The 25,190-nt window shown below is 42.4% G+C and carries 20 protein-coding genes and 4 tRNA genes; 4 read left to right on the forward strand and 20 right to left on the reverse strand.

The genetic code is table 11. From position 1 onward, the window contains the following. The first annotated feature begins 125 nt into the window (after nt 1-125). Both ACFQI7_RS24405 and ACFQI7_RS24410 read left to right on the forward strand, forming a co-directional pair. The gene (locus tag ACFQI7_RS24405) at nt 126-1,151 is read left to right on the forward strand and encodes a MerR family transcriptional regulator (RefSeq protein ID WP_218100165.1); all 1,026 of its coding nucleotides are present in this window, start codon (nt 126-128) and stop codon (nt 1,149-1,151) included. Nucleotides 1,152-1,354: 203 nt separating this feature from the next. Beyond that, entirely contained in the window at nt 1,355-2,050 is a 696-nt protein-coding gene (locus ACFQI7_RS24410; RefSeq protein ID WP_218100166.1) for a class I SAM-dependent methyltransferase, read from the forward strand. A 167-nt stretch (nt 2,051-2,217) separates the two neighbouring features. Here the strand turns inward: ACFQI7_RS24410 and ACFQI7_RS24415 are convergent, their stop codons facing one another. The 6 genes from ACFQI7_RS24415 to ACFQI7_RS24440 form a co-directional block, all read right to left on the reverse strand. Then, the gene (locus tag ACFQI7_RS24415) at nt 2,218-3,726 is read right to left on the reverse strand and encodes a sulfatase family protein (RefSeq protein ID WP_218100167.1); all 1,509 of its coding nucleotides are present in this window, start codon (nt 3,724-3,726) and stop codon (nt 2,218-2,220) included. A 273-nt stretch (nt 3,727-3,999) separates the two neighbouring features. After that, nucleotides 4,000-4,082 (reverse strand) — tRNA-Leu (locus tag ACFQI7_RS24420). Nucleotides 4,083-4,283: 201 nt separating this feature from the next. Beyond that, a tRNA-Glu gene (locus ACFQI7_RS24425) sits at nt 4,284-4,355 on the reverse strand. Nucleotides 4,356-4,693: 338 nt separating this feature from the next. Continuing rightward, nucleotides 4,694-4,781: transfer RNA gene (locus tag ACFQI7_RS24430), tRNA-Ser, on the reverse strand. 9 nt (nt 4,782-4,790) lie between these two features. Beyond that, nucleotides 4,791-4,866: transfer RNA gene (locus ACFQI7_RS24435), tRNA-Asn, on the reverse strand. An 18-nt stretch (nt 4,867-4,884) separates the two neighbouring features. After that, on the reverse strand, nt 4,885-5,361 hold the full coding sequence (locus ACFQI7_RS24440; protein WP_218100168.1) for a SprT family protein: 477 nt from the start codon (nt 5,359-5,361) through the stop codon (nt 4,885-4,887). Nucleotides 5,362-5,507: 146 nt separating this feature from the next. Here ACFQI7_RS24440 and ACFQI7_RS24445 point away from each other — a divergent pair, with 146 nt between their 5' ends. Next, on the forward strand, nt 5,508-5,861 hold the full coding sequence (locus ACFQI7_RS24445; protein ID WP_218100169.1) for a hydrolase/acyltransferase: 354 nt from the start codon (nt 5,508-5,510) through the stop codon (nt 5,859-5,861). Between the two features lie 135 nt (nt 5,862-5,996). Continuing rightward, entirely contained in the window at nt 5,997-6,134 is a 138-nt protein-coding gene (cmpA, locus tag ACFQI7_RS24450; protein ID WP_218100170.1) for a cortex morphogenetic protein CmpA, read from the forward strand. 83 nt (nt 6,135-6,217) lie between these two features. On the opposite strand, the gene ACFQI7_RS24455 is transcribed toward cmpA, so the two are convergent. From ACFQI7_RS24455 to ACFQI7_RS24520, 14 genes are all read right to left on the reverse strand, one after another. Then, complete coding sequence (locus ACFQI7_RS24455) at nt 6,218-8,443, reverse strand: Tex family protein (RefSeq protein ID WP_218100171.1); 2,226 nt, start codon at nt 8,441-8,443, stop codon at nt 6,218-6,220. A 238-nt stretch (nt 8,444-8,681) separates the two neighbouring features. After that, the gene (locus ACFQI7_RS24460) at nt 8,682-9,032 is read right to left on the reverse strand and encodes a type II toxin-antitoxin system PemK/MazF family toxin (RefSeq protein WP_014649298.1); all 351 of its coding nucleotides are present in this window, start codon (nt 9,030-9,032) and stop codon (nt 8,682-8,684) included. Between the two features lie 3 nt (nt 9,033-9,035). Beyond that, complete coding sequence (locus ACFQI7_RS24465; protein ID WP_218100193.1) at nt 9,036-9,317, reverse strand: CopG family ribbon-helix-helix protein; 282 nt, start codon at nt 9,315-9,317, stop codon at nt 9,036-9,038. Between the two features lie 418 nt (nt 9,318-9,735). Continuing rightward, nucleotides 9,736-10,932: an alanine racemase gene (alr, locus tag ACFQI7_RS24470; protein ID WP_218100172.1), complete on the reverse strand. Its 1,197-nt coding sequence runs from the start codon at nt 10,930-10,932 to the stop codon at nt 9,736-9,738. A gap of 343 nt (nt 10,933-11,275) precedes the next feature. After that, nucleotides 11,276-12,625, reverse strand: coding sequence for an outer membrane lipoprotein carrier protein LolA (locus ACFQI7_RS24475; RefSeq protein WP_218100173.1), 1,350 nt, complete (start codon nt 12,623-12,625; stop codon nt 11,276-11,278). 133 nt (nt 12,626-12,758) lie between these two features. Then, entirely contained in the window at nt 12,759-14,873 is a 2,115-nt protein-coding gene (locus ACFQI7_RS24480) for a sulfatase-like hydrolase/transferase (RefSeq protein WP_377517748.1), read from the reverse strand. A gap of 7 nt (nt 14,874-14,880) precedes the next feature. Next, a complete protein-coding gene (locus tag ACFQI7_RS24485) occupies nt 14,881-16,263 on the reverse strand; it encodes a hypothetical protein (RefSeq protein ID WP_377517750.1) in 1,383 nt (460 codons plus the stop codon). 450 nt (nt 16,264-16,713) lie between these two features. Next, nucleotides 16,714-18,015: an NAD(P)/FAD-dependent oxidoreductase gene (locus ACFQI7_RS24490; RefSeq protein WP_377517752.1), complete on the reverse strand. Its 1,302-nt coding sequence runs from the start codon at nt 18,013-18,015 to the stop codon at nt 16,714-16,716. Next, nucleotides 18,012-18,944: an NAD-dependent epimerase/dehydratase family protein gene (locus tag ACFQI7_RS24495; protein WP_218103591.1), complete on the reverse strand. Its 933-nt coding sequence runs from the start codon at nt 18,942-18,944 to the stop codon at nt 18,012-18,014. Before ACFQI7_RS24495 ends, ACFQI7_RS24490 begins: the two co-directional genes overlap by 4 nt. A gap of 58 nt (nt 18,945-19,002) precedes the next feature. Then, nucleotides 19,003-20,103 carry a CDP-glucose 4,6-dehydratase gene (gene rfbG / locus ACFQI7_RS24500; protein WP_377517754.1) on the reverse strand — a complete coding sequence of 367 codons (1,101 nt, stop codon included), beginning with the start codon at nt 20,101-20,103 and terminating at the stop codon, nt 19,003-19,005. After that, the gene (gene rfbF / locus ACFQI7_RS24505; protein ID WP_377517756.1) at nt 20,093-20,902 is read right to left on the reverse strand and encodes a glucose-1-phosphate cytidylyltransferase; all 810 of its coding nucleotides are present in this window, start codon (nt 20,900-20,902) and stop codon (nt 20,093-20,095) included. Before rfbF ends, rfbG begins: the two co-directional genes overlap by 11 nt. Next, nucleotides 20,899-21,888, reverse strand: coding sequence for a glycosyltransferase family 2 protein (locus ACFQI7_RS24510; RefSeq protein ID WP_218103569.1), 990 nt, complete (start codon nt 21,886-21,888; stop codon nt 20,899-20,901). The genes rfbF and ACFQI7_RS24510 overlap by 4 nt, the downstream gene beginning before the upstream one ends. Then, nucleotides 21,889-22,884, reverse strand: a complete 996-nt coding sequence (locus ACFQI7_RS24515; protein WP_377517758.1) for a lysylphosphatidylglycerol synthase transmembrane domain-containing protein — start codon at nt 22,882-22,884, stop codon at nt 21,889-21,891. 19 nt (nt 22,885-22,903) lie between these two features. Further along, a complete protein-coding gene (locus ACFQI7_RS24520; protein ID WP_377517760.1) occupies nt 22,904-25,111 on the reverse strand; it encodes a hypothetical protein in 2,208 nt (735 codons plus the stop codon). Between the last annotated feature and the right edge of the window lie 79 nt (nt 25,112-25,190).

The raw sequence follows: 25,190 nt of genomic DNA on the forward strand, positions 1-25,190 counted from the left end.
GAGATGTTTGGTGGACCTTCCTTTGGTCTGTACATTCACGTTACGGCAAAGTTTACCGTTACGTCATCTAGCTTGCTAGCGATTGACTGATAGGAACGAATCCATGAAAGGAATACATCTCATTCATGCAAATCAAGGAAATAGCCGCAAAGCTGAATATTTCGCCGCGAGCGATCCGTTTTTATGAGGAGAAGGGGCTTATTCATCCGGCCAAATCGGCCGAGAACCAATATCGGTCTTTTACGGAAAACGATGTGTGGAAGCTTCAATGCATCATAGCCTTGCGGGAAGTCGGCATGAGTATAGAGGATATTCGGCTGGCGTTAATCGAGGTCGATGCGGGCAACCAAAGCGAGCTATTGTCGCTGCTGGAGATTCAACGATCGGTGATGTTCTCGCAGTGGTTGGAGCTGAAACAAATGGTCGAAACGACGGATCAGATGATTGCGATGGTTAAGCAGAAGCAAACGCTGCCGCTCGCCGATGTATATACGCTGGCCGAAGGTTCCAAGCGACTTCGCGAGCTGCGCAAAAGCTGGCATGACCGCTGGAACTTCGACAAGCTGGCCCCGCTTCACGATGAACGGGTTGCCAGCGGCAGCGGCGCCGATTATCGCAACTATGACGAAGCGCTCACACAAACGATGCACTGGGTTGCGCCTGCGCAAGGCGAATACGGGCTGGACATCGGCACGGGTACGGGGAATTTGGCAGGTCGGCTTCTGATGCGGGGCATTCGGATGGCGGCGATCGATCAATCCAAGGAAATGCTGAAGCATTGTCTCCGCAAGTATCCCGGGCTCGAGACGAAGCTGGGCAATTTCCTATCGCTTCCCTTCACGGACCGGCAGTTTGACTTCATCGTATCCAGCTACGCCTTTCACCATTTGACCGATGAAGAAAAGATGCTTGCACTCGCGGAAATGAAACGTGTCCTGAAGCCGCACGGCCGTATTTGCATAACGGATCTCATGTTCGAAAATGAAGCGAAACGGAGATACCCTGAGCCGGCCCACCCCGCAGATGAGCGGCACTACGCTGATGTTTCGCGCCTGATCGACTGGTTTGAAGCGAACGGATACCTCGCCACCTATAAGTTGCTGGACGATATGCTTTGCATCCTGTATGCCGTTCCAATTTGGCGGCAGTAGTCGTGTGGTTTGCTATGAAACCTCATACAGTGCCCCGCTGCGACGCACCGTTCGTAGTATCGTTGAATAGCCGTGCCGGGATTATTTGTTTCCCTGACCTCCTCCATCTAGCGCTGCCGGCTCAAAATCGTACTTGACCTTCTCGCTGCGTGAAGCCGTAGGCTGTTTGTTGTAGCGAATAAATAGTTGAGGAGGTCAACACGATGCCTAACCACACTGACATTTATAACACACAAGCCGACACGTACGAGCAGCTCATATCAAAGCAGCGCAGTCTTCTTGATAGGATCGAATCTGTAAGACCGATAGGAGGGCTGGACGTGCTCGACCTAGGCGCAGGTACGGGAAGATTTTCTGCGATGCTGGCGCCAAAAGCCCGGTCGCTCGTTGCGCTGGATGCCTCGGAAGCGATGCTTCGAGTGACGGCAGCCAGGCTGGCTGAGGCCGGACATGCCAACTGGAGGACGGGTACGGCGGATCACCGGAGCTTGCCGATTGCGGACAACTCCATCGACCTGGTCGTGTCCGGCTGGAGTATCTGCTATATTGCGAGCAGCAACGTCCCGAACTGGGAGCGCAATCTGCAGAAAACGATGGACGAAATTGACCGCGTCTTGAAAAAGGACGGGACCGTCATCATTTTCGAAACGCTGGGAACCGGCGTGGAGCAGCCTCAGCCTCCGGACTTCCTGAAAGCCTACTACCGGCAGCTTGAAGAGGCTTACGGTTTCACCCATGCCGCGTATCGGACCGATTACCGGTTCGAGTCGCCGGAAGAAGCTGAGCGGCTGACCCGCTTCTTCTTTGGGGATACGCTTGCGGAAGTGGTACGGCACAACCGGTGGAGCGTCGTACCGGAATGTGCAGGAATGTGGTGGCGGCACCGCGCAAAGCAGTAACACGTTCTGGATCGATAGCTTCTAAAATTGATGAACGGTTGGGAATGCGCTTCGATGAAAATCATTTATTTTAACGGAGGCTCATGTCCTTCGGCTTTACCATCCTGCCGCGAAAAGTTTAACAAAAAGGAAGAAGCTCTTGTGCTTCTTCCTTTTTGGCCGTTCGTTCAAGCATGCCATATCCGCGGCATTGCCAGCGGTTCTTTGCCGAGCTCCGCCCAAACGTATTTGAGCAGCAGTTCCGCTTTTAAAGAGGCATGTTCCGGATCGTCCCACAGATTGCGAAGCTCGCCCGGGTCCTCCTGAAGATCGAATATTTCGCCGTATGTTTGGTTGTAGTACACCGTGATTTTATAACGCTCATCCACATACGTCTTCTGATGGATGGTCGTCGGCTCATGCCGGAACTCGCATATCGCGTGGTCGCGAGCCCGCTCCCGCTCCCCTGTCCAGACGGCGCTTTGATCTACACCGGTCATCGCAGCCGGCACATCGATCCCGCAAAAGCTCAGCATCGTCGGTGCCAAATCAACAAGCGACTGTATAGCGGCAGTTCGCTTCCCTTCCGGCACATGCCCCGGATAGCGCACGAGGAACGGCAGCTTAATCAAGTCCTCATAGTGGAATCCGCCCTTATGCTGAAGCCCGTGCTGACCGAAGAAATGACCGTGGTCGGTTGTGAAGATGACCACCGTATTGTCCGCCAAGCCGAGCTCGTCTAGCTTGTCGAGTATTTTGCCGATATATTTATCCATCAGACTGATCATCGCATAATAGGTTGCTACAATCCGCTTCCGTTCGGCCTCCGGCATCAAATGCGAGCGGTAGCCGTGCACGCCGAAGCCGCTCTCCCGCAAATGGCTGAAGTCCGGCTTTTCCTGCTGCGTCATTCCGAAATGCGGCGGATTGCGATCGTGTTCCCCCGGCGTGATTGCCGGGATCGAGAGCTTCTCCGGGTCGTACATCGTATCCCACGGCTCCGGCACCAAATAGTCCGGATGCGGATCAAAGAAACTCGACCAAAGGAAAAACGGCTGATCCTCTTCCTTATATTGTTCCAGCAGCGCATTCGTCCGCTCGGCAATCCACGTATCGTAATGGTATTGTTCCGGAATCGGCCATTTATGCCGTATTTTCTTATCCATCGTACCGGTCGGCGGCAAAAAATAATCCCGCCAGTTGCTGCAGCCCTTCTCCTCCATCCAAACGGCGTAGTGCTGGCCGACATGAGCTTCGTTCGCATGATTGCGCGCGAGCTCGACATGGTCGAAGCCGTAAAACGGACCGTGGAACGTCCGCCAAAAGTCCAAATCCTGCAAGACCGGATACGATTCCAGCGATGAATATTGCTCCGTTTCTTTCAGCGGCTGAAAATGCGCCTTCCCGATCAACGCCGTCTTATAGCCTGCTGCTGCGAAATCTTCTCCGACCGTATGACGGTCTTCCAGCAGCTTCGTCCCAAGCGTCCAGGCGCCATGCTGGCTCGGGTACATCCCTGTTATGATGGACGCCCGCGTTGGCGTACAGGTCGGATTCGGACAATAGGCGCGGGTAAAGGTCGTCCCTTCCTTAGCCAGCCGGTCCAAGCTAGGCGTGCGTAACTCCGGATTGAAAGCCCCGATCGTGTTCCAGTGCTGCTGATCGCTCGTGATTAACAAAATATTCGGCCGCTTCATTCGAACAACTCCCCGGTTTCCTGGATTTGTGTGCATGCTTCTTTCGATTACTTTTAGATTACCTCGAATTGGTATAAAAGGGAATGTCATAATGTATTTTGCAAAATGTCAGGTCGGGCACCGGTAAGGAGAGTTGAAGCGGAACTGATCGATTCGGGGCGGTAGGCTTCCCGCGGCTATTGCGTGATCGCAGGACGGTCCAGCTATGCAGGTACCTTGTTCGACAAACAGTAAAAAAGCCCGCTCGCGCGGGCTTTCCCAAAAAACAATCTATGCGGTTGAGAGGACTCGAACCTCCACGAGCGTACGCCCACTACCCCCTCAAGATAGCGTGTCTGCCATTCCACCACAACCGCGTATTAAAAATAGCAGGAGGCTGAGACTGGGCAGCTTACGCTTCCGAAGCCAAGCTCCGACGAACCCGTCGGGTTCTCATCCCCTGCTTTTGTAATGACCCGTAGGGGATACTCTCCGTTTCACTCCGAGACTGCGCAGCTTACGCTTCTGAAGCCAAGCTCCGACGAACCCTTCGGGTTCTCATCCCCTGCTTTTTATAATGACCCGTAGGGGATTCGAACCCCTGTTACCTCCGTGAAAGGGAGGTGTCTTAACCCCTTGACCAACGGGCCACGCTTGTTATAAACGCCGTCTTTTTGAGCGGCAAGTGTTATTATATCGGAGTCGACACGGATTGACAACCCTTTTTTCTATTTTTTTTGAAATCGAAATACGAAGTACGGATTTATACTTGCCCCCCTCTCTTACCCTCTTACTCCTGTATACAACAAAAAAAACGCCTTTCGGCGGTTTCTTTATTATACGGAGAGAGAGGGATACTCGCGCTTCGCTCGCGAGACTCCGCAGCATCTACTCACTGCTCCGACGCCCCCTCTTCTCGGGTTCAAACCCCTCTTTTACTCCCGTATATAACAAAAAAACCGCCTTTCGGCGGTTCCTTTGTTATATACGGAGAGAGAGGGATTCGAACCCTCGCACCACTTACGCAGTCTAACCCCTTAGCAGAGGGTCCCCTTGAGCCACTTGGGTATCTCTCCAAGAAAAAATGGCTCCCCGAACAGGACTCGAACCTGTGACAACTCGATTAACAGTCGAGTGCTCTACCAACTGAGCTATCAGGGAATGACAATCTTTAATTTATCATGAATGTTTCTTCAAGTCAAGTTGATGCAGCTTCAATTTGCCCTTGCAATAACCGCACACATATTTCCTTGGATCGGCCTTCCGTTTGCGCATATATTCAGCACGGCAGTTCACGCATACCAGCTTGTAGCGATACGGCTCCTTGCGCTGAAGCGACGACGGAAGCGATTTGCAGTACCGCGTCCCGCCCACTTGGTCGAGCAGCCGCTTAAAATCTTCATCCCGGTGCTGGTACCCCTGCTTGAGCAAATGCAAGTGGTAATGACACAGCTCGTGCTTAATGATTTTCTCCACATCGGCTGCCCCAAACTGTTCATATTGCAGCCAACTGATCTCGATATCGTGCGTCCGGGTAAAATATCGCCCCCCTGTCGAACGAAGCCTTCGATTAAACCTCGCCCGATGTACGAAAGGACGTCCAAACGACGACAGCGAGATTTGCTCCACCCACAGCTGCAGCTGTCGGTCATCCATCAGCTCTCCCACCCTTGGTTTTCTAGTATCTCTCTAATGTTCTCACTTGAATTGTAACCACTGCTTAGGCTACACTGTCAAGTAGGAATCATCAATATCGGACGTTCTAAGACACTTTTCCCCTTATGAGAGGAGCTTTTCCAACCATGTCTAAAAAGTATGCATTGCTCAAACAAAGTGAGACGATTGAATTTGTGGAAATGCCCGCTTCCCATATGTACCAGTTGGCTGCCCTGAATCAGCGTCTTCATAAAGAAGTAAGCAAGTTGACCGCAAGCAGTGTGCCAGCGCTGCCCAGCTTCATTGCGGAATTCGACAACCTGGAGATCGTACATCCGGATTACAAGCTTCACAACGGGTTGGAATACATCAACCGGTTGGAGCAAACGTTTGCTTCGATTCAGGAAAAAGAATACCCGCTCGTCTCCTTGCTCACGGAAATCCGCGCGCTTCAAGCACAGCTGGAGCAGTGGTATGAGGACGAGGAAGAATTCGCGTAAGCTGCCTCTATTCCATTAGGAGCAATCGATTGATTTTGCAAGCAAACCATACCGTTTGGGACCTGCACCGTTATCTTCTGCCGCCCATATGTTATACCAAAGAGAAGGCAGCTAGAACGGAAGGGACTGATCGTCTTGCCACAATGGCTTTGCAACCAGTTAATGCGAGCGTTTTACAATAAAAACCGCCGGCAAATCCGACTGCTTAACGATTGCTGGTTTTTTTACCGGACGAGAAAAAGCGACGGCGAATCGTCGACATCTGAATTGTAATCATAAAAAAACGAATAGAGCATCAGCGCGTCGCAAGAAGGGCAGTGCTTTTCCTGCGCCGGCGCATGCTCTATTTTTATGCGTTAGGAGGGCTTTTTCATCGTAAGCCCTACGCGGCCTTTCTTCAAATCAACATTGAGCACCCACACCGTAACGACATCACCGACGGAAACGACATCCATCGGATGTTTCACGTAAGAATCGCTAAGCTGTGAAATATGCACCAGCCCATCGTTCTTAATCCCGATGTCGACGAAAGCGCCGAAGTCAATGACATTGCGAACGGTGCCCTTAAGCTCCATGCCCGGAGACAAATCCTCGATTTGGAGCACATCCGTACGGAATATCGGCGCTGGCACGTCTTCCCTCGGATCGCGTCCCGGCCGCTGCAGCGAATCCAGAATATCGCGAAGCGTCGGCACGCCAACGCCCAGCTTCGGCGCGAGTTCCTCCGGCTCAAGCCGCTGCAGCATTTCCTTCAGCTGCGCGCTGCCGAGCTGGGACAGCTCGAGCTTCAGCTCGCAAAACAGCTTGTCCACCACGTCGTAAGACTCCGGATGAATCGGCGTATTATCCAGCGGACTGTTCCCTTCGCCGATCCGCAGAAAGCCTGCGCATTGCTCGAACGCTTTCGCCCCTAGCCGCGGCACCTTTTGCAGCTGAGCCCTGCGCTCGAATTTCCCGTTTTCGTCGCGGTATTTCACGATGTTTTTAGCCAGGGTGCTATTAATCCCCGAAACATAGGAAAGAAGCGACGGCGAAGCTGTGTTTACGTCCACACCGACATGGTTTACCGCAGACTCTACGACAAACTTGAGGCTCTCCTCGAGCCTTTTTTGCGTGACGTCGTGCTGGTACTGGCCTACTCCGATCGCCTTCGGCTCGATCTTTACCAGCTCGGCCAGCGGATCTTGGAGCCTGCGCGCGATGGAGATCGCACTTCGCTCAGCTACATCCAGCTCGGGGAACTCGGTCTGGGCAAGCTTCGATGCGGAATACACGCTCGCACCCGCCTCGTTCACGATCAAATATTGCAGCTTGCGTGATTTCACCTCACCGATCAGCTCCGCAACAAACTGCTCCGTCTCACGCGACGCCGTACCGTTACCGATAACGATCAGCTCGACGCTATATTTATCGATCAATTTTTTAAAAGCCGCTTTCGCTTCCGCAACCTTATTATTCGGCGGCGTCGGATACGTGACGGCGATTTCCAGCATTTTGCCCGTATCGTCCACGACCGCGAGCTTACAGCCTGTCCGGTAGGCCGGGTCTACGCCCAGTACCACTTTCCCTTTGACTGGGGGCTGCAGCAGCAGGTTGCGAAGATTTTCGGCGAATACTTCGATCGCCTTCTCCTCGGCTTTCTCCGTCATTTCATTCCGAACCTCGCGTTCGATGGACGAAGCGATCAGCCGCTTGTAAGCATCCTCAATCACAGCTATCAGCGTCTCGCGCACGACGGACGGGCCTTTTATATACTGCTTTGCGATGTAGTCATGGATTCGTTCTGTCGGAACTTCGAGGTACACTTTCAGCACCTCTTCCCGCTCCCCGCGGTTAATCGCCAATATGCGATGCGGCGGCAGCTTGCGGACCGGCTCCTGATATGCATAATACATCTCGTACACGGACTCTTGATCCGCATTTTTAGCCTCCGTGCGAAGGATGCCTTGCTCGTATGTTTGGCGGCGTACCCAAGCTCTCACCTTTGCGTCGTCGGCGATCTGCTCCGCGATAATATCCATCGCGCCCTGTACCGCTTCCTCGGCAGAGCCAACGCCTTTGTCTTCGCTCACATATTTGCCGGCTTCCGCCATTACATCGCCCTGCTTCGGCTGCTTCAACATCCAATCCGCAAGCGGTTCGAGTCCCTTTTCCTTGGCCACGCTTGCCCGCGTCTTCCGCTTTTGCCTGTACGGCCGGTACAAGTCCTCCACTTCCTGCAGCTTGACGGCGCTCTCGATCGCGGAGCGTAGTTCGCCGGTCAGCTTGCCTTGCTCATCGATGAGTCTTATGACCTCCAGCTTGCGGTCTTCCAAGTTTTTAAGATATGTATGTCGCTCCTCGATGTCCCGCAGCTGGTTTTCGTCGAGCTCTCCGGTCATTTCTTTTCGGTACCTGGCGATGAACGGAATCGTGTTCCCCTCTTCCAGCAGTCCGATCGTCGTCCTTACGCGTCCCGCCGGCAGCTGGAGCTCCGCCGCAATCTGTTTTAAAATACGCTCATGGATCGCCGTTTTCATTTCATCCGTCAATTCCACGTGTGCTCTGGCTTCGTCTGCTTGTACCGCTTGTTCTTTGGCCATCCGCTGCTCCTCCTACATTGCAACTGTTACATCAGGGTGCTGATGTCAGTTGTCAATCTTACATTGCAACTGTTACATCAAAGGTGCTGATGTCAGTTGCCAATCAAACATTGCAACTGTTACATCGAGGTAGTGCTGTCAGTTGTCAATCAAACATTGCAACAATGATATCAGGGTTACCGCTATCCATTGTCAAATAAAAAACGAGGGTATCAACCACCCCCGCCTCGAAGATTCATTAGAATTCGATCAGTCCAACGCTAATCTGCAATGCATCATCGACCTTGCGCATGGTTTCTTCATCCAAGTGCGTAATTTTATCGGTGAGCCGTTGCTTGTCAATCGTCCGAATCTGCTCCAATAAAATGACCGAATCCCTGTCAAAACCGTGCGCTTCCGCGTCAATCTCCACATGCGTTGGCAGCTTGGCTTTTTGAATCTGCGCCGTAATCGCCGCCACGATGACCGTGGGACTGAAGCGATTGCCAATATCATTCTGAATGATCAGAACCGGACGAATACCGCCCTGCTCCGAACCGACAACTGGTGACAGATCCGCGAAAAAAACATCGCCCCGTTTGACAATCAATCGTCACACCCCGCTCACTAGACGGTCCAGCGTATGGTCCGCATCTTCCTCCGCTTGAAATGCCTCCGAGGCCATGTGTAGGTTGATCTTCGCCATCTCCATGTACCCGCGCTGCATCGATTCGCGCAAATGACGCTTTTTCCGTTCCAACAGGTAAAGCTTCATGGCTTGACGAATGAATTCACTGCGATTGGAATTTTCTTTCTCAACCAGATGGTCCACTTCCTGCAGCAAATAATCCGGCAAACTGATCATGATACGCTTTGTGTTATGCGCATTGGACACCTGAACATGCACCCCCAAAAACAATACAAACACCTATTACCACCAGTATGGCAAACTCCCAGTAAAAATATACAAAGTGAGTATATGCTTAAAGTATAGCAAGTATGTTATACCGTGCAATGCATTCGCAAAAGTATTTTATATACATATTCGCGGTAAAACAAGAAAATCCTCTCATCGGTTAAAAAAAGTTCGATGGCAATTATACCCAAACGAACGATTCGTTGCCTCTTTCGCCATTTGGCGGCAGCCGGTAGTGGGGTCCGCCATACCACCACCAAATACCAGCAGAGTACTACAACGAGGCGATTGCGACCCTGGAGCGACGTTTGTCAGTATCGGGCAGCACTGTCGGTTTCCCCGTTCCGCATCACTTATCTGCAAGTAGAGACCAAGGTCCCGTTGTTCCATCGATCAACTATTCCGGCTGTTCCCATACGTGATGAAGCAGCGGGTTCACGGTCAGAAATACGCGGCCATCCTTGATGTATACTCGCGGCACTCTGTGCGAGATCATGCAAGTCACTTCGTAATTGATCGTACCGAGCCAAGCCGCGTGATCCTCCGACGTAATCCGCCCGTTCCCCTGGCAGCCGATAATGACTACCTCTTCTCCAATAGAAATATCGTCAAGCCCGGTTACATTCAACATACATTGATCCATGCAAATTCTGCCAACCACCGGCATGCGTCTTCCCCGAACCAGTACTTCCGCTTTGCCGGTCAGCATTCGAGAAAAACCGTCCGCATATCCGATCGGCAGCGTCGCAATCGTCTCTTCCGTAACCGGCCGATATATTGCTCCGTAACTTACGCCGGCACCGGCAGGCACTTTTTTGACCATCACTACGCCTGATTTGATACTAAGCACAGGCTGAAGCTCAATGCGGCGCTTGTTAACTTCCTCCGAAGGGTACATTCCGTACATGCTGATCCCGAGCCTTACCATGTTGAAGGTCAAATCGGGCGTATCGATTGCCGCAGCGCTGTTCCCTGCATGAATATAAGGAAATTCAACGCCTGCCCGCCGAAAATGCTCCACCACTTGCGCAAACTTGTTGTGCTGCTCGTAAGTGTAGCTTTTATCCGTTTCATCGGCACATGCATAGTGCGTGAACAAGCCCTCAACACAGAGCCCCGGAAGCTGCCTTGCCCGTTCAATCAAAGCGATGGCGTCTTCCACATCCGTTAGCCCGATCCTATTCATGCCGGAATCGATCTTGATATGCGCTTTTAACGGGCGCTCATTGCGTTTGGATTGCCCGATCTTCTCCCATGCATTCAGCAGCTCATGCGTATATACATTCAGCGTTATATCGTGCTTCCAGGCCGTCTCCAATCCTTCGGGAGGGGTGTACCCCAGCACAAGGATCGGCGCCGTAATGCCCGCTCTGCGCAGCTCCAAACCTTCATCCAAAAACGCTACCGCAATATAATCAACGCCGCATTGAAGCGCCTCCCGGCTTACCTCCACGGCACCGTGTCCGTAAGCATCCGCTTTGACTACAGCCATCATGTTCACGTGCTCGGGCAGCACTTTCCGGAACTCTCCCAAATTATGCCGCAGCGCGTCCAAGGAGATTTCCACCCGAGTGGGCCGGTAAAACGAATCCATACCCTTTCACCTTCTTCAGTCTCATTGAGCACGACAGTATCGTGGAACGCGCACCACTATCGGTTTTAACCAGCGAATGGGCGCTTCCCTGCGTGCAATATCCCCATGTTAATCCGTTCCGCCGCGCACTGTCAACGAATAAAACAGTAACAATTCCGTTCGTCAGTATTTACCAGCGATTTTGTAACGACGTTTTGTGTGCAGAAGTATTTCGTGTGTCCCTGTAAAAAGCGATTGGTGATCGTTTGTAAATACAAATATTTTCACGCCAAATTGAAGTAAAAAGCCTCGCTCCCCGAATGAAGATTTCTCATCGGAGAGCGAAGCTTTTTCGATTACCTGCTTATTTGCCCATCTCACCTTGCACCGCTTGTGCTACCTTGATCATTTCCTCTGGAGGCAGATCACCCGTCGACAAACGGAACTCTACACCGTCATACGTCCAGGTGAGCGTTTTCTTAGCGTCGCCCGTCACTACGCCCAGCGTAAAACCGAGATCCATAATATCGCCCGGCAAAATCGATACTGTCTGCGCTTGCGGACGCGACTCCGTCAACGTGTAGTTGTATTTCCCGGAATAGCGCAGCATGACCCCTTTGTCCTCACCCAGTTTGATTTCGGTTACATCCTGCTTCTTCACGCCTGTAGGCATATATCTCGGCTCGATAATGCCGAACGATTGCTGTTTCTGCCCCTCGGTAGTCGCACCCGCTGTTGCACCGTTATTGCTGCCGGTTGCTGCGGCAGATCCACCGCTTGTTCCTGCACTGTTGCCGGTTGCTCCGGTGGCATTGCCGTTCGCCGAAGCCCCATTGCTGTTAGTAGCTCCGCTATTGGAACCGGACGTCGTTCCGGCGCTTGCATTAGACTTATTATCGGTCGGCGCGGTTGCGCCATTATTTTTGCTTGTTCCATTGCCCGTGGCCGTCTCTTTGCCTGTTCCCGTGCTTGTTGTAGCTTTGGCGTCCTCTTTGCCTTGTGCCGTTTCATGCGTGCCTGCTGCCGAAGCTGCGCCGCTACCTTGCGCCATCGTCGGCAACGATTTGAGGTTCCAGCTTGTCATATTGCGCTGCATGTCGAAATAATCTTTCTCGAACTTCGTTCCAAATTCAAATTTGTCGAAGTTCACTACCATCATCACGTTGGCATTTTGATCGGAAACTTCCACATGCTGCGGCGCCAAGTTTTTCTTATCGAGCCATACTTTTTGACGTGCCAGGGAGCCATTCTGGTAGTTGGCCACCACATCGAAAATATACGCTTTTTCATCGGATATGAACTGGCGCTCGTTATCCATGATGATGCTTTGTGCCAGCGACTGATATAAGTAGGCTTGCCCTTGGTTCTCCGGCCAGTCGCTTTGGAAACGGAAGCTTTTGTTCAAATGTGGGGTCAAGACAAACACCCCATCATCATTGCGAAGCACAATCTGCGTAATATCCTTCTTTGCGTTCGTGAGCGAAATCCGGTAATACGACGGTGCCTGGAAGCAAACTTCCACCGCATACTCCTGCGGCTCTTGTCCCGTCTTGAGCGTCATTTGACCGATGCCATGATAGCTGGTCAGCTTACTCATCGTCCCGTCCAGATCCTTCACTACCGAGCCGGCGTCTCTTTTCGAGAGGCCGCACCCGCTCACCACTACACTTAAACAAACCATCACTAGGGCCACTACCCACGTGAACCGCCGCATAACTCCATCCCCTCCACCACATGATCAAGCTAACTGATAACATGTCTATGTGGGGACTTGGACAATTATGCAGACAAGGTTTGGGGAGGAAATAAAAACTCCTATAACGGGTAGGTTATAGGAGTTGGATGTATTATTTAATCTCATCAATAACAAGAGATTGTAAAGCTAGTGCAAGAACTCGTTGATCGTCGCTCAGCTTCATATCAAAAGGAGATACGGCATCAAGAAATTCTAAATTGCAATGAATAACATCATCATTTGTCAATTCTTTGGGGATTTTAACTTCCCAGCCCCCTTGCGAAGTTATATCCCACTGCGTTAATAGTTTCCCATCTATTTTTACATTGACTCTTTGATGAGTAACTTGTCCAGCAAGAAAAGGAAATCCAGTGATTTTAAGAATTAAATCTTTATCAGCTTTTTTTACCGGAATGGAAAGGGAAGCCCCTTTTCCATCGGTCCATGTAAAGCCTTGTTCAGGAGTGCTAAAACCCCAAATTTCATACTTTGTTGTGTCGCCACCAATACCAAATTTTGATTGATTCCCATACTCGTAGGTTGGTGGAGGACTAAAATTAAGTCCTTCTGACGAATATTTTCGGTACGTCGGTATCCATGAATCTTTGTTCCAGCTGTAACCGTTAACCGCATATTCCGTCATCGTCGGAAGATATTCTTTATTCCAATATTCATGCTCCCAGGAATAAAACATAAAGCGACGTTGCCGTTCATCATCTTCCTTAAGTGTTAATAACGACTGTCCCGGGAATTTTTCGTTAATCCCTAATTCAGAAACGATGGTACTTGAAATGTCGGATAAAGAAGCCGGTACTTTTGAGATTTTCAGTTGCCCAGTAGCATTCATAGGTTTATACAGCATTAATGGAAGTCCGGATGCAACGACCGAATTATTAGTATAGTTGGCGTCATTTGCCGTCCCTGCATTAACATTAACTTTTTCACCGCCTCCATGGTCCCCAATAATAACAATAATGGAGTTATCATAAACTCCTATACGCTTTAAATCGCCCAGGAATTTTTCAGTGATTTTTAATGCAGCGTTTGCTTTTGTCTTATACCCCTCTCGGCCTTCAAGCTTTACTCGCTCTAGTTTTTCATTAAGGTTATAAGGGGGATGTGCACCTTCCAAATGATAAAATTTAAACGTTGGATTCGTTTCCCCAACTTGTGATTTTTTCTCGGCTCTCTCTACAAAATTAACGTCACGGCCGTGCTGCTCCGGGTCTTTATTTAAAACATCCACTTTGTAAAAATATTTTTTCAAGAAATGAGGTACGTATCTAAAGAAGGTCGTTTGATACAAGTCTTTGACATAAGTCGTGTTGGCTAATGTGAAGGACTTAATTTTTGAAACATTCGATGCCGTCTCCTCAGATGGGTATACGGTCTGAGTAACCATCGGATAAAGTCCTACATTAAAGTTGTGCTTTCTAAGAACTAATGGAATCGATTGCGTTAAGTATTTTTCTTTCACAAACTGTTGCATGGGTACCGAGTTGTCATAGTACTGGCCAGTTAAAATAAAGGGAACCGAAGCATATGTTGTAGGAAATCCGCCTACTGTATTGGGGTAATAAGTAAACCCAGACAACATATTTTTGTATTCCGCGTTCTCACTAATTAACTCAGAAAAAAGATCCGTTTGAAACGTATCCAGCAATAAAACAATTACATTCTCTTTGGCCGAAAATTTAAATTGATTTGTTTCATCGTACACATACTTCTTAAATTGTGGTTCTGGCGGAGCTTGAACCCATGTATAAGTTAATGAGATTACTTGTAATAAAATAAAAAACAAGCTTCCCTTTTTTATTAATTTATAAAAAAAGTCTGTTTTTATAAATACAAGTATTAAAAAAATAACCCAAACTGAAATATCGATTAATCCATTACTCGTATATTTCTCCCAGGGTATTTCTTCACCATTGAAAACACCGTACTTCCAAACTAACACGTTCCCTTGTATCCAAAAAAGAACACTTATCATAAAGAAGACTGTTATTATTTCTTTGTATAATTCTCCCTTTAAATGAGATAATATTAAAAAAATTACTGTTGCAACAATGAAAAATACAAATAAAATAATCGGTATGATTTGCGGTACAGTAAACGCATATTCAATATGATTGGCTTCATATATAGAAAGTGGGCCAACTACAAATAAAGTAAGTGCTAGAAATATCGAAACTAAAATCGACTGGTTTCTATTTTCGACGGAATTCATAATTTAATCAAAATTCCTTTCGCTCTTTCTGAAATAAATATATAGTTCTTTCCGAATCAGGAATCTTGATCGCTTCCTTCATTGTGAAAAATGAACGAAACTCTTTTTCAAAAGAATTCTGTGTATAATCTTCAAAAATATCTTTGCGATTCGTTAACATTTTTTCTACTTGAGAATCGGTTTTTGGAACAAATTCTATTATTAATGAATCACATATGTTATTAAAGAACGTTGCTATTTTACTTAAAGGAATATTTGCACTAATAACTAAATGATGAATTAATGCCAATGCCATAACAGTATCAGGTAATCCTCGGTTGATTATCGAAAGTCTCTCATTATTCGCCCAACCGATGTTCGGGCTAGGGTTTGTTAAGTCAAGCAAAAGCGGCAGTATGTTACTTTCTTTATTATCCTTAACTTGCAGATAGTTTTTGCTCACTGCAATGGGATCAATATCAAATGAAATTGTCCGAACTCCCTTTGAACTTGCGATCCTACTGTAATGTCCGGTATTAGCCCCTAAGTCCCATAGAAATTCGGGTGATATTTCTTCTAAAAATCCTTCGATTACTTTCCCCTTGAATTTGGCTGCTTCATCAGAATAGTTAGTATTGCTATAATAATTGCCCCATTCCGTTTCAACAGATTTACATTCAAGCTTCTTTAAATAACTTTCCAAATTATCTAATAGGGCCAAAAGCGAGTGTTTACTAACTTTCTGTTGATTTATAATCTTTTTATTCGTACTACCGTAATGTTTCTGACTTTTTGCATGCAAATGAATATGGGTTAACACTGTAAAATTAAAATAAGTTTTTTTGGGCAATATCGCACTTGCCAAATCCAATGGTAATCCATCGATATAGTTCTTTAATAAATCGTTTAATCTAATGTCCACTTCGTTCATTAAGACTAGAGGAGCAAAAAAATGTTGGATAAACTGTCTGTAAGCAACCCAAGGATCGCCTTCGTTATATGTTTCGAACGATAGTGTGTCTATAAAAATGGGTTTACCGTTATGAAATTGCACATTATATCCGCTGGCATCTTTTAACGTCATATTATACTGCAATGCTTTTTTTTGTATATTTAATGTTAATAATGCTGCATCTTTCAATTGATGGAAAGACCATTCATATGGGTAAGAAATAAACTCTATTTTTAATGGTTGAATGATTTTATAGCACTTTTCTTCAACCGGTGGTTCCACGGATGATGCTTCTTCATGATGGATAAGCAGATTTTCAGAAACGAGTTCTTGATACAATCCCGAACTCATTAAACGCAAATAATCATTTTCATATATTTTGTTAATTTGTCTATAAACTATTCCATTATTCTGAAATACAAATCCACTTGGATCGCGAAATGAACTAGAAATTATCATTTATATATAGCACCTATTTCTTGAGAAATTTTAGAAAAGATGTGCGAATTTTAAACCACATCATTTTAATGGAGAATGCAATTCCCAACAAAGTAGCTATAATTACCTGTAAAATATAGCTCCCAGTCCCCGGATCAATATATGCATGTGCAGTCTTTGTGCTAATTAAATAAAAACCAATAGAAAATAATGTGAGCTCCGAAATTAAAAAATATTTTTTCATATAGTTCTCTCCTATAATTATCTTATTTATTACTATTGTATTATGAAATCATTAAATTTTCTTTACGACGTCAAAATTCTACACTAATCTTCAGATTCTAGCAAATAGTTTTTAATTACAACATCTCAATGAGTTTAAATAAACGACAAAAAAGGCCAACTAGAAATTCTAGCTAGCCATACATACCGATAAATATTGATATTGAATATAGATTACTAATGGTTATTTTATAATTTTGCCATAATTTCAGATACCTGTTTACCTAATTTCACACTAAAGTTCATGCCCCTATCATTAGGATAAATTTGTGATGTATTAGCTAAAAATAGCCCTTCAATAGGAGTTTTATATGACGGTTTTATTTTAGAATATTTCATTGGCCATATTGGTTGAGCATATCGGTCTCTAGAAACTACAAAATCTTCAATCATTTCTTCTTTAAAGTCCGGATAGATTTTCTTTAGATGCTTAACATACTCAATTGCAATATCCTCATTTTTCATAGTTAATAACTTATCATTAACACTTAAATACTTTGAAAAGTACAAAAGAGTCTTTCCACTGTAATTCTCAGAAGAAATAAAATTGGTGTGCTCGATTAAGCCCCCAAACGGAATTTGATTATCACTGATATTCAACCAATAAATATCACTTAATTTCTTGTTGATTGTCATAAGAGCTACAAGTGCGCAATCGTATTTAATTTGCTTTAAAGGTTCTTTATAACTTTCTGGTGCACCTTTAATTAAGTCAATAAATACTGGTAACGCGGCAGTACATAAAACATAGTTATATTCCAGTAATTCGTTGTCGACTTTCAATCCCTTACATTTATTATTTTGTATAACTATTTCCTCAACATTTGCGTTTAACTTTATGTTTGCGCCCCGTTTTTTTATGACTTCCAACAATTTTTCGTTAAAAGTATGAAAACTACTTTCCATATAACCTAATAATTCCTTTTGGCCACCATTTGTACGAGATCTGAACCGTTGTACAATTCTTTCCCAAATCCAGACTGCAGGAATTTTGTTGTAATTTTCTCCAAATTTAATTCGAAGCATCGGTTTCCAAATTACATTCCAAACTTGCTTGCCTACAATAGGCACCATAAAATCTTCCGTCGTCATATTCTCCATTTTTTCAACATCTTTATATCTTGAAATAATTATAGTTGAAAGACCAAACCTTATTCTACTTAGAAAACTTAACGGATCAAATTTAAGAAGATCAAAAGGAGTTGTAAAAGGATATATTTTTCCATTACTAAAAAATCCAGTTTTTGTTTCTTTCCATATTAACTTATCTTCCAAATTCAATTCATTGACTAAATCCAAATAAAAATTATCATGTGTAAATATGTGATGATAGTATTTTTCAATTAACGTATCACCAACTTTTATTGTACCTGCTAAACCTCCTATATCATTACTTCTCTCGAATATATCAACTTGAGCATTTAAAAATTTCTGAAGGTAATATGCCGCAGACGTCCCTGCAATACCACCACCAACAATCGCTATTTTCATTCGATAGATCCTCCAGTATGATATTCAATAGTTCTTTTGAGCCCTTCCTCTAGTGAGATAATTGGTCTCCAATTAGTCAGATTTAATATTTTTTCATTATTACATGAAAAAGACATTATTTCAGTTTCCCGATAGGGTAATGCACCAATATTTATACTTGACGATGAATTAGTTAACCTTTGGATAAGCTGTATTACTTGTTTTAACGAATATTCTTGCCCGGATGAAACATTAATTATTTCCCCTGCTAATGATGGCATTTTACTAATTTCAATAAGTGCTCTGATCAAATCTTCTATAAAAAGAAAATCTCTAGTTTGTTCACCTAATGACATATCAAAGCTAGTTCCAGCAAGTAAACTTGTAATGGCTTGATGTATAAAAAAACGTTCTTTTTGTCCAGGTCCATAAATTAATGAAGGTCTAACTGTTATTATCGGTATATTATAAAGATTGAAGAACATTTTGCACAGTATTGTTGCAGCAGCTTTGGTCCCAGAATAAATGGATATTGGACTAGGCATTTTTTCTTCAATGAATGGTTGGTCAATGAAGCCATACTCTTCACAACTTCCAATATTAATAAAGCAATCAATGCTTAATTTATTTTTTTGTATCGATGATAAAATATTTGTTGTACCGATAATATTGGTTTCCATTATTTCTTCAAAGTCCAGTATACTTCTACTGGGATTTATATCGGCAGCTAAATGAAAAATAATGTCGGGATTTATTTGTAAAAGGAGTTCTTCAACCATAACTTTATTTTTAATGTCACACTGAAACCAATTTCTTTGACTCTTCTCAGCTCGAGAAGTTGCAAATACATTAGTACAACCTATGACGTTTAATAAATATGAATAGAGTTTTTCCCCGATAAAACCAGAAGCACCTATTATCAATATCTTCTTATTATCATAGTGTTTCATAAATCTCCTTTAAAATAAGAAGACCTGTAACCATAGTTAAAGGCCTCCTCATGTTAATTTATTTTATTGCCCAGTCATTATTATTTCTAATCCCACATTCATTATAAAAACTTATTTGTTCTTTACAAAGTTGATATACATTTTCTGTATTATAATTTTTATACCAATCGCAAGTTAGTTTAATACATTCTTTGATATTCAATGAAGGTTTCCATTTTAAAATAAAATTAGCTTTACTGCAATCAAGATTAAGAAGCTTTGCTTCATGTAACTGACCATTAGAAGATACATCGTCCCAGGTTCCCTGAGGGAAATTAAATAAAACAGTAGATACGACTTCTTTTACCGTGATTATAGATTCATTCGTTGGCCCGAAGTTCCAATTGCCGATAAATTTTTCGGGGTCAGAAAGTAACTTCGATCCAAGACTTAAATAACCGCTTAAAGGCTCTAAGACATGCTGCCAAGGCCTAACGGCATAAGGATTTCTGACCTGAATTGCTATATTTTCTTCAATTGCTCTTATGCAATCCGGTATGATCCTGTCTTTAGACCAATCGCCACCACCAATAACATTACCTGCACGAACAGAAACAACCGCTTTTTTATGTGTTTCGAAATTTTGCGGATTAAAAAATGAGTTGGTGTATGAATTAATAATTAGCTCTGAGCAGCCTTTTGAAGCACTATAAGGGTCGTACCCACCCATAGCGTCGGTTTCTTTATATCCCCATACCCATTCCTTGTTATCATAACATTTATCACTTGTTACGTTTACTGCTACTTTTACAGATTCACACTTTCTGATACATTCCAACACGTTCACAGTACCCATAACATTGTCTTCAAACGTTTCTCTTGGATTTTCATATGACAAGCGTACTAATGGTTGAGCAGCTAAATGAAATACAACCTCTGGTTGATATTTTTGAAAAACGGATTCTAATTTGGCAAAATCTTTAATGTCACCACGGATATCTACAATTTCTTTGTCCAACCCAGCCAAAACAAAATTATCTTTATCCGTATAAGGGTCTAATGCGTATCCAATTACTTCTGCACCTAATTCTTTTAACCAAATCACTAACCAGGACCCTTTAAAGCCAGTGTGCCCAGTAACCAACACTTTTTTGTTTTTATAAAAGTTATTAAAAGACATTCGCGTTCCCCCACTTTTTCCACGGGGCACTTTTTTCTTGCCACAATTTATCAAGGTATTGCATATCTCTTACGGTATCCATACATTGCCAAAAATCATCATGTTTATAAATCATAAGTTCTCCGTCTGACGCTAATCTTTCTAGTGGTTCTCTTTCAAAAATGCAATCTTCATCTTCGGATACATAATTAAACACTTCTTTGTTAAATATGAAAAATCCACCATTAATTCTACCTTCCGATGTTTGTGGCTTTTCACTAAAACTTTTAACCTCATCACCATCAACTAACAATTCACCAAATCTTGATGGCGGTCGAACACCTGTAACTGTGCCGATTTTTCCATGGGATAAATGGAAATCAAGTAATCTATTGATATCTACGTTACATACTCCATCTCCGTAGGTTAGCATAAAGATATCCGATTGAATATACTTCTCGATTTGTTTAATTCTTGAACCTGTCATCGCTTCTTCACCGGTGTTGGCTAATGTAACTTTCCAACTATTCTCTTCATGTGTACTATGCAATCGAATGTTCTCTTTTTTGCCCAATTCCACAGTGAAATCACTATTCATACATTCATAATTTAGAAAAAAGTCTTTAATAACATGTCCCTTGTAACCTAAACAAATGACAAAATTATTAAAACCATGATAAGAGTAGCCTTTCATAATATGCCACATGATAGGCTTTTCTCCAATTCTAACCATGGGTTTAGGAATAGTTTCAGTCATTTCTTTAATTCTAGTTCCTTTACCCCCACACAATAAAACAACAGGAATATCTCTATAATTCATCCTTTCTCCTCCTCTAACGTTGCCGCTGCTTCGAGTATGTGCTGCTCCTTAGGTTGCCTTGTAATTAATTCTCTGACAATGTATCTCGGTCTTCCCTTAACCTCATTAAAAATTCTAGCAATATACTCTCCAATAATGCTAAGAGACAACAACTGAATAGCTCCCAAAAAAAGTATTAAAACAATTATAGTAGAAAACCCATAAGGGGTCTCAGGATAGATAAAATGAAGGACAATATAATAAACTATGCCTAACAATGACACCATGGTCAATATAAGAGACAAAGTAGATATCCACTCTAATGGCTTATATGAAAAGTTATATATCCCCATTTTCGCCCATTTAAAATTCGCAAAAAAAGGAATACTAGTATTTCCCAAATTCCTATCGTCTCTTATATACTCAACACCAATTTGCTTATATCCGATCCACGATCTAATGCCTCTGAAAAAGATTTCGTTTTCTTTTAATTTCTTTATCTCATCCACTACAATACGATCTATGAGACCAAAATCCCCTGCATCTAACGGCATCTCTATATAAGACATTTTCTTGAATATCCTATAAAACATCTTATACCCGATTCGTCTTAGTATAGAACCCTTTCGTTTCGTTCTTACGCCATAAACAACTTCATAGCCTTCTTCCCATTTTTTGATGAACTCCAAAATTAATTCAGGGGGATCCTGGATATCACCGTCAATGATAACAACAGCATTACCATTTGCGTAATGTATTCCAGCCATAGTGCTTGGCTGAGAACTTCCGAAGTTTCGAGCCATAGTAATTCCCATGACTCTTGCATCCAGTTCATTTAATTTTCTTATTTCCATTACGGTGTTATCTTTACTACAGTTATCGACATAAATTATTTCGAAATCATAATCGCATTTATCAAAGGTATTACAAATCCTTTCGTACATTGGTCTAATATTTAACTCTTCATTATACACCGGCACAACAATTGAGATTACTCCTTTAAGCATTTAAGCTTCTCTCCCATTTCCATCTTTACTCATTTTCGTTAATTGAGTTAATGAAATACCTTCTTTTAGTAGAAATAAAAATCCTATTAATGTAATAGGTAAGTATTGAAAGACCCTCAAAATCAAGGCGTAACTAAGAGAGATTTCTTTAGATATTCCAAATACACTAAGTGCTTTAGTAATGAAATATTCAAACGTACCTACATAACCTGGAGATGAGGGAATCATAATACCCAAATTAACTACAACTAGTGTAAAGAAGGCTAAATATACTGCGCTATTAAAATCAAAAGCTTTTGCTAATGCATAAAACAAGTACGCTTCCATAGACCATATTACTATAGAATAAACAGCTATAGGAACTAATTTTTTTTTGTCTTTTATAGTATCAAAACCATCAATAAATTTTTCAATGATATCATCTATCTTTTTGTTGAATTTACCGGGAAGCACTTGGATAAATAAGTTGATAAACGATAATGTTCTTTTTTTAAATACCACCAAACAAAAAATGAACACTAAAGCACAAAAAAAGAATAACGTCGTAACTAATCCTATTTGCTTAACCCAACTTGGAAATGGATACAAAATAGCTGTTACTCCTAAAAACAAAAGTAATGTGATTCCATCATATATTCTTTCTAAGATTACAGTTGAAAAAACCGCTGTAGCACTAATGTTTTCTTTCTTACCCATCAAATAAGCTCTTACAAATTCCCCTATTCTTAGTGGCAATAAATTATTGGCCATATAGCTTATACAAATAATAGGGAATAATCTGTTGACTCTTACCGTTTTTATGTTTTTTAAAATGATAGCCCATCTCATACTTCTAACCCAGTAACTAAGAATTTGGATTATAACTGCTGGTACCAAGATTAAATAATCTAAATTAATTATAATATTCCAAACATCACCAAAATCAATTCCATTCAACACAATATAAATTAATATTACGCTAACCAGTATGCCAGTAAGAAGTTGAATTTTTTTCACGATTTATTCCTCTTTAATTTTAATTTTTTATAGAATAATGGAAATCCACTAAACTAAAACCTAGTTGTCTAGGATCTCCACCCACTTTCACTACCTCTCCTAAATATTTAAGTGTAATTGAACCTTCTCCAGCATCGATAGGAATATTAATATTAATTGGATTTGGAACATTAGGTTGAATATTAATTTTATTTATCAAATTATTTTTATATAAAATCTCTATGTCTTTACTATCTTTTATCGTAGGCGGAAGCCATACTATAAATGTTAGTGATAAAGTTTTTTTCACATCAAGTGTATTGATTGTTTTAATATGAATATCTCCACTACTCCAGTACCATTTATGCTCTTTATTTTGCTCTAATGAGTGGACACCAGAAACTATGTCGACATGAACATTATCCTGTAAAATCTCCATACTCGCTGCACCTGACTGTGAGTTTGGTTTATATATAAGAGTTACAGCGTCTTTTCGTAATTCGGGCGTACGATCATTAGGCGCTAGCATATGATTTATTGAAGGAACTTTAGACCAGTCACTAACTAGAATATGATCCCTAAGTATATAACTCAACACATTTGTATGTGTATTTAAATTATCAGGGACTATTATATTAATTGGTCTCTTCTCATTTTTCAGCATTTCATATAATTTGTAGTATTCATTTAACGGATTAACTTTATTACCAGTATAACTTCTTACTGGAGATGTGTTAACATAGTCAAAATAATATGTCAACATCATGTTTAATGAGATGAAAGTAAGTCCTAGTAGATAAGTCAACTTTCTAGTAATGCCTGATTTATAATAGAAAAACATTATACCTGAGCCAACGAAGGAAGGAACAAGAACAAATAAGTATTGTACAGTTTTATAGATATTCCATGAATGGCCTCTAACTGCCGTATTCCAAGGATTATGGGCAACAAAAATAAAGTAGAATAACATAAGTAAAAAGGAAGACGATAAACAATAGAGAATAACGAATTCTCTAGATAATTTATTTCGACTAAAACCTATAACTATTAGGATAACACATAGCACTGTGAAGAAAGAAAGAATTAAGTTTATTATAGGATATTTATTATATAATGAACCATCATTCATAATCGGATGAAGTGATAGTATAAGTTGTACATAATTCCATAAGGTATAGTCGATATGATGGCCCACTACAGCAGAAAGTTGACCTTTTATTGCTTGAAAAGCTTTAATTAATGCAATATTACTTAAGAGAATAGCACATAAAACAATAACACTACTTTTCAATAGGAGACTTTTAATATCTTTATCTTTATATAATAGATATATAAGTACCGCAAACATACTAATAAATGCGAACGGTACTAACTCACTATACGTAACTACTAAAGCCGCTATGGATATTGAAGATAATAATATGTGTTGTATTCTACCAGTATTGTTAGAATAAGCAATTATCATAAAAGTAAAAACTAAGACAATTATCACCATACCATATGCTTGGGGAAAAAATGCATTAATAGTATTCTGAATAGGTATTCCAATATGGAGTGCAGTAAATAATACAATTATTGTCAACGCGACGTTGCTTAGTTTCATTACATATTTGTTAAATAACCAGATTGCAAGAACCAACATAAATTGCCCAATTGCAAGAACCGAAATGTACAAATCCAAAGAAAAATGCCTACTAAAGATAGCAGTTATTAAAGATAAAAAGAATTGGGAGCCCATTCTATAGCCCATAACTTGATATAATTTCATTTGTGTTAACCATGGGCTATTAGCATCAGGTCGTGCCTCATCGAAGTAGCTATGAGTCAATAGATAGTCAGAGATAGAAAGGTATGTGAAAGCATCATTATAAAGATTTATTGCTTTGAATATTAATACTGGACTAAGGATAACAATTCCAGAAACAAATGCAAGACTGACTAACATTATTATATTTTTTGATGGTTGCCAACTAGACAGGTTTTTTGTACGAATCTCCCATGCTAAAGCTATCAAGCTCAAAAAAATAGATATTCCTAAAATGTAAATAGAGCTTCGTTCAAAGGTTAATCCAATAAAGCTTGACCAAGAACTAACTAATATTAGCCATAAAAATCCCAACAAAAAAGAAAGAACGAGCTTGCTATCTTTAAAAATGCCCCTGCCAAAAATTGAAGCTAACCAAATCCCTGAAATAAAAACAATCAATAAAACACAGACATAATATACAATATAAATCAATAAATTCACCTTCGTCTTTTATCTCTTTATTATCAATATATTCTTAAATAAATCATTAATGATAATAAGTCGGCTGAAAAAAATGACG

This window comes from Paenibacillus allorhizosphaerae, from assembly GCF_042659105.1.
GTDB lineage: Bacteria > Bacillota > Bacilli > Paenibacillales > NBRC-103111 > Paenibacillus_G > Paenibacillus_G allorhizosphaerae.

Bases quoted from the DNA above. Each gene is read 5' to 3' on its own strand.
- ACFQI7_RS24495 (WP_218103591.1), bottom strand. From the start codon at position 18,944: ATGAAACACTATGATAATAAGAAGATATTGATAATAGGTGCTTCTGGT.
- ACFQI7_RS24415 (WP_218100167.1), bottom strand. From the start codon at position 3,726: ATGAAGCGGCCGAATATTTTGTTAATCACGAGCGATCAGCAGCACTGG.
- ACFQI7_RS24405 (WP_218100165.1), top strand. From the start codon at position 126: ATGCAAATCAAGGAAATAGCCGCAAAGCTGAATATTTCGCCGCGAGCG.
- rfbG (WP_377517754.1), bottom strand. From the start codon at position 20,103: ATGTCTTTTAATAACTTTTATAAAAACAAAAAAGTGTTGGTTACTGGG.
- ACFQI7_RS24455 (WP_218100171.1), bottom strand. From the start codon at position 8,443: ATGGCCAAAGAACAAGCGGTACAAGCAGACGAAGCCAGAGCACACGTG.
- ACFQI7_RS24475 (WP_218100173.1), bottom strand. From the start codon at position 12,625: ATGCGGCGGTTCACGTGGGTAGTGGCCCTAGTGATGGTTTGTTTAAGT.
- ACFQI7_RS24445 (WP_218100169.1), top strand. From the start codon at position 5,508: ATGTCTAAAAAGTATGCATTGCTCAAACAAAGTGAGACGATTGAATTT.
- ACFQI7_RS24480 (WP_377517748.1), bottom strand. From the start codon at position 14,873: ATGAATTCCGTCGAAAATAGAAACCAGTCGATTTTAGTTTCGATATTT.
- alr (WP_218100172.1), bottom strand. From the start codon at position 10,932: ATGGATTCGTTTTACCGGCCCACTCGGGTGGAAATCTCCTTGGACGCG.
- rfbF (WP_377517756.1), bottom strand. From the start codon at position 20,902: ATGAATTATAGAGATATTCCTGTTGTTTTATTGTGTGGGGGTAAAGGA.
- ACFQI7_RS24510 (WP_218103569.1), bottom strand. From the start codon at position 21,888: ATGCTTAAAGGAGTAATCTCAATTGTTGTGCCGGTGTATAATGAAGAG.
- ACFQI7_RS24485 (WP_377517750.1), bottom strand. From the start codon at position 16,263: ATGATAATTTCTAGTTCATTTCGCGATCCAAGTGGATTTGTATTTCAG.
- ACFQI7_RS24410 (WP_218100166.1), top strand. From the start codon at position 1,355: ATGCCTAACCACACTGACATTTATAACACACAAGCCGACACGTACGAG.
- ACFQI7_RS24440 (WP_218100168.1), bottom strand. From the start codon at position 5,361: ATGGATGACCGACAGCTGCAGCTGTGGGTGGAGCAAATCTCGCTGTCG.
- ACFQI7_RS24490 (WP_377517752.1), bottom strand. From the start codon at position 18,015: ATGAAAATAGCGATTGTTGGTGGTGGTATTGCAGGGACGTCTGCGGCA.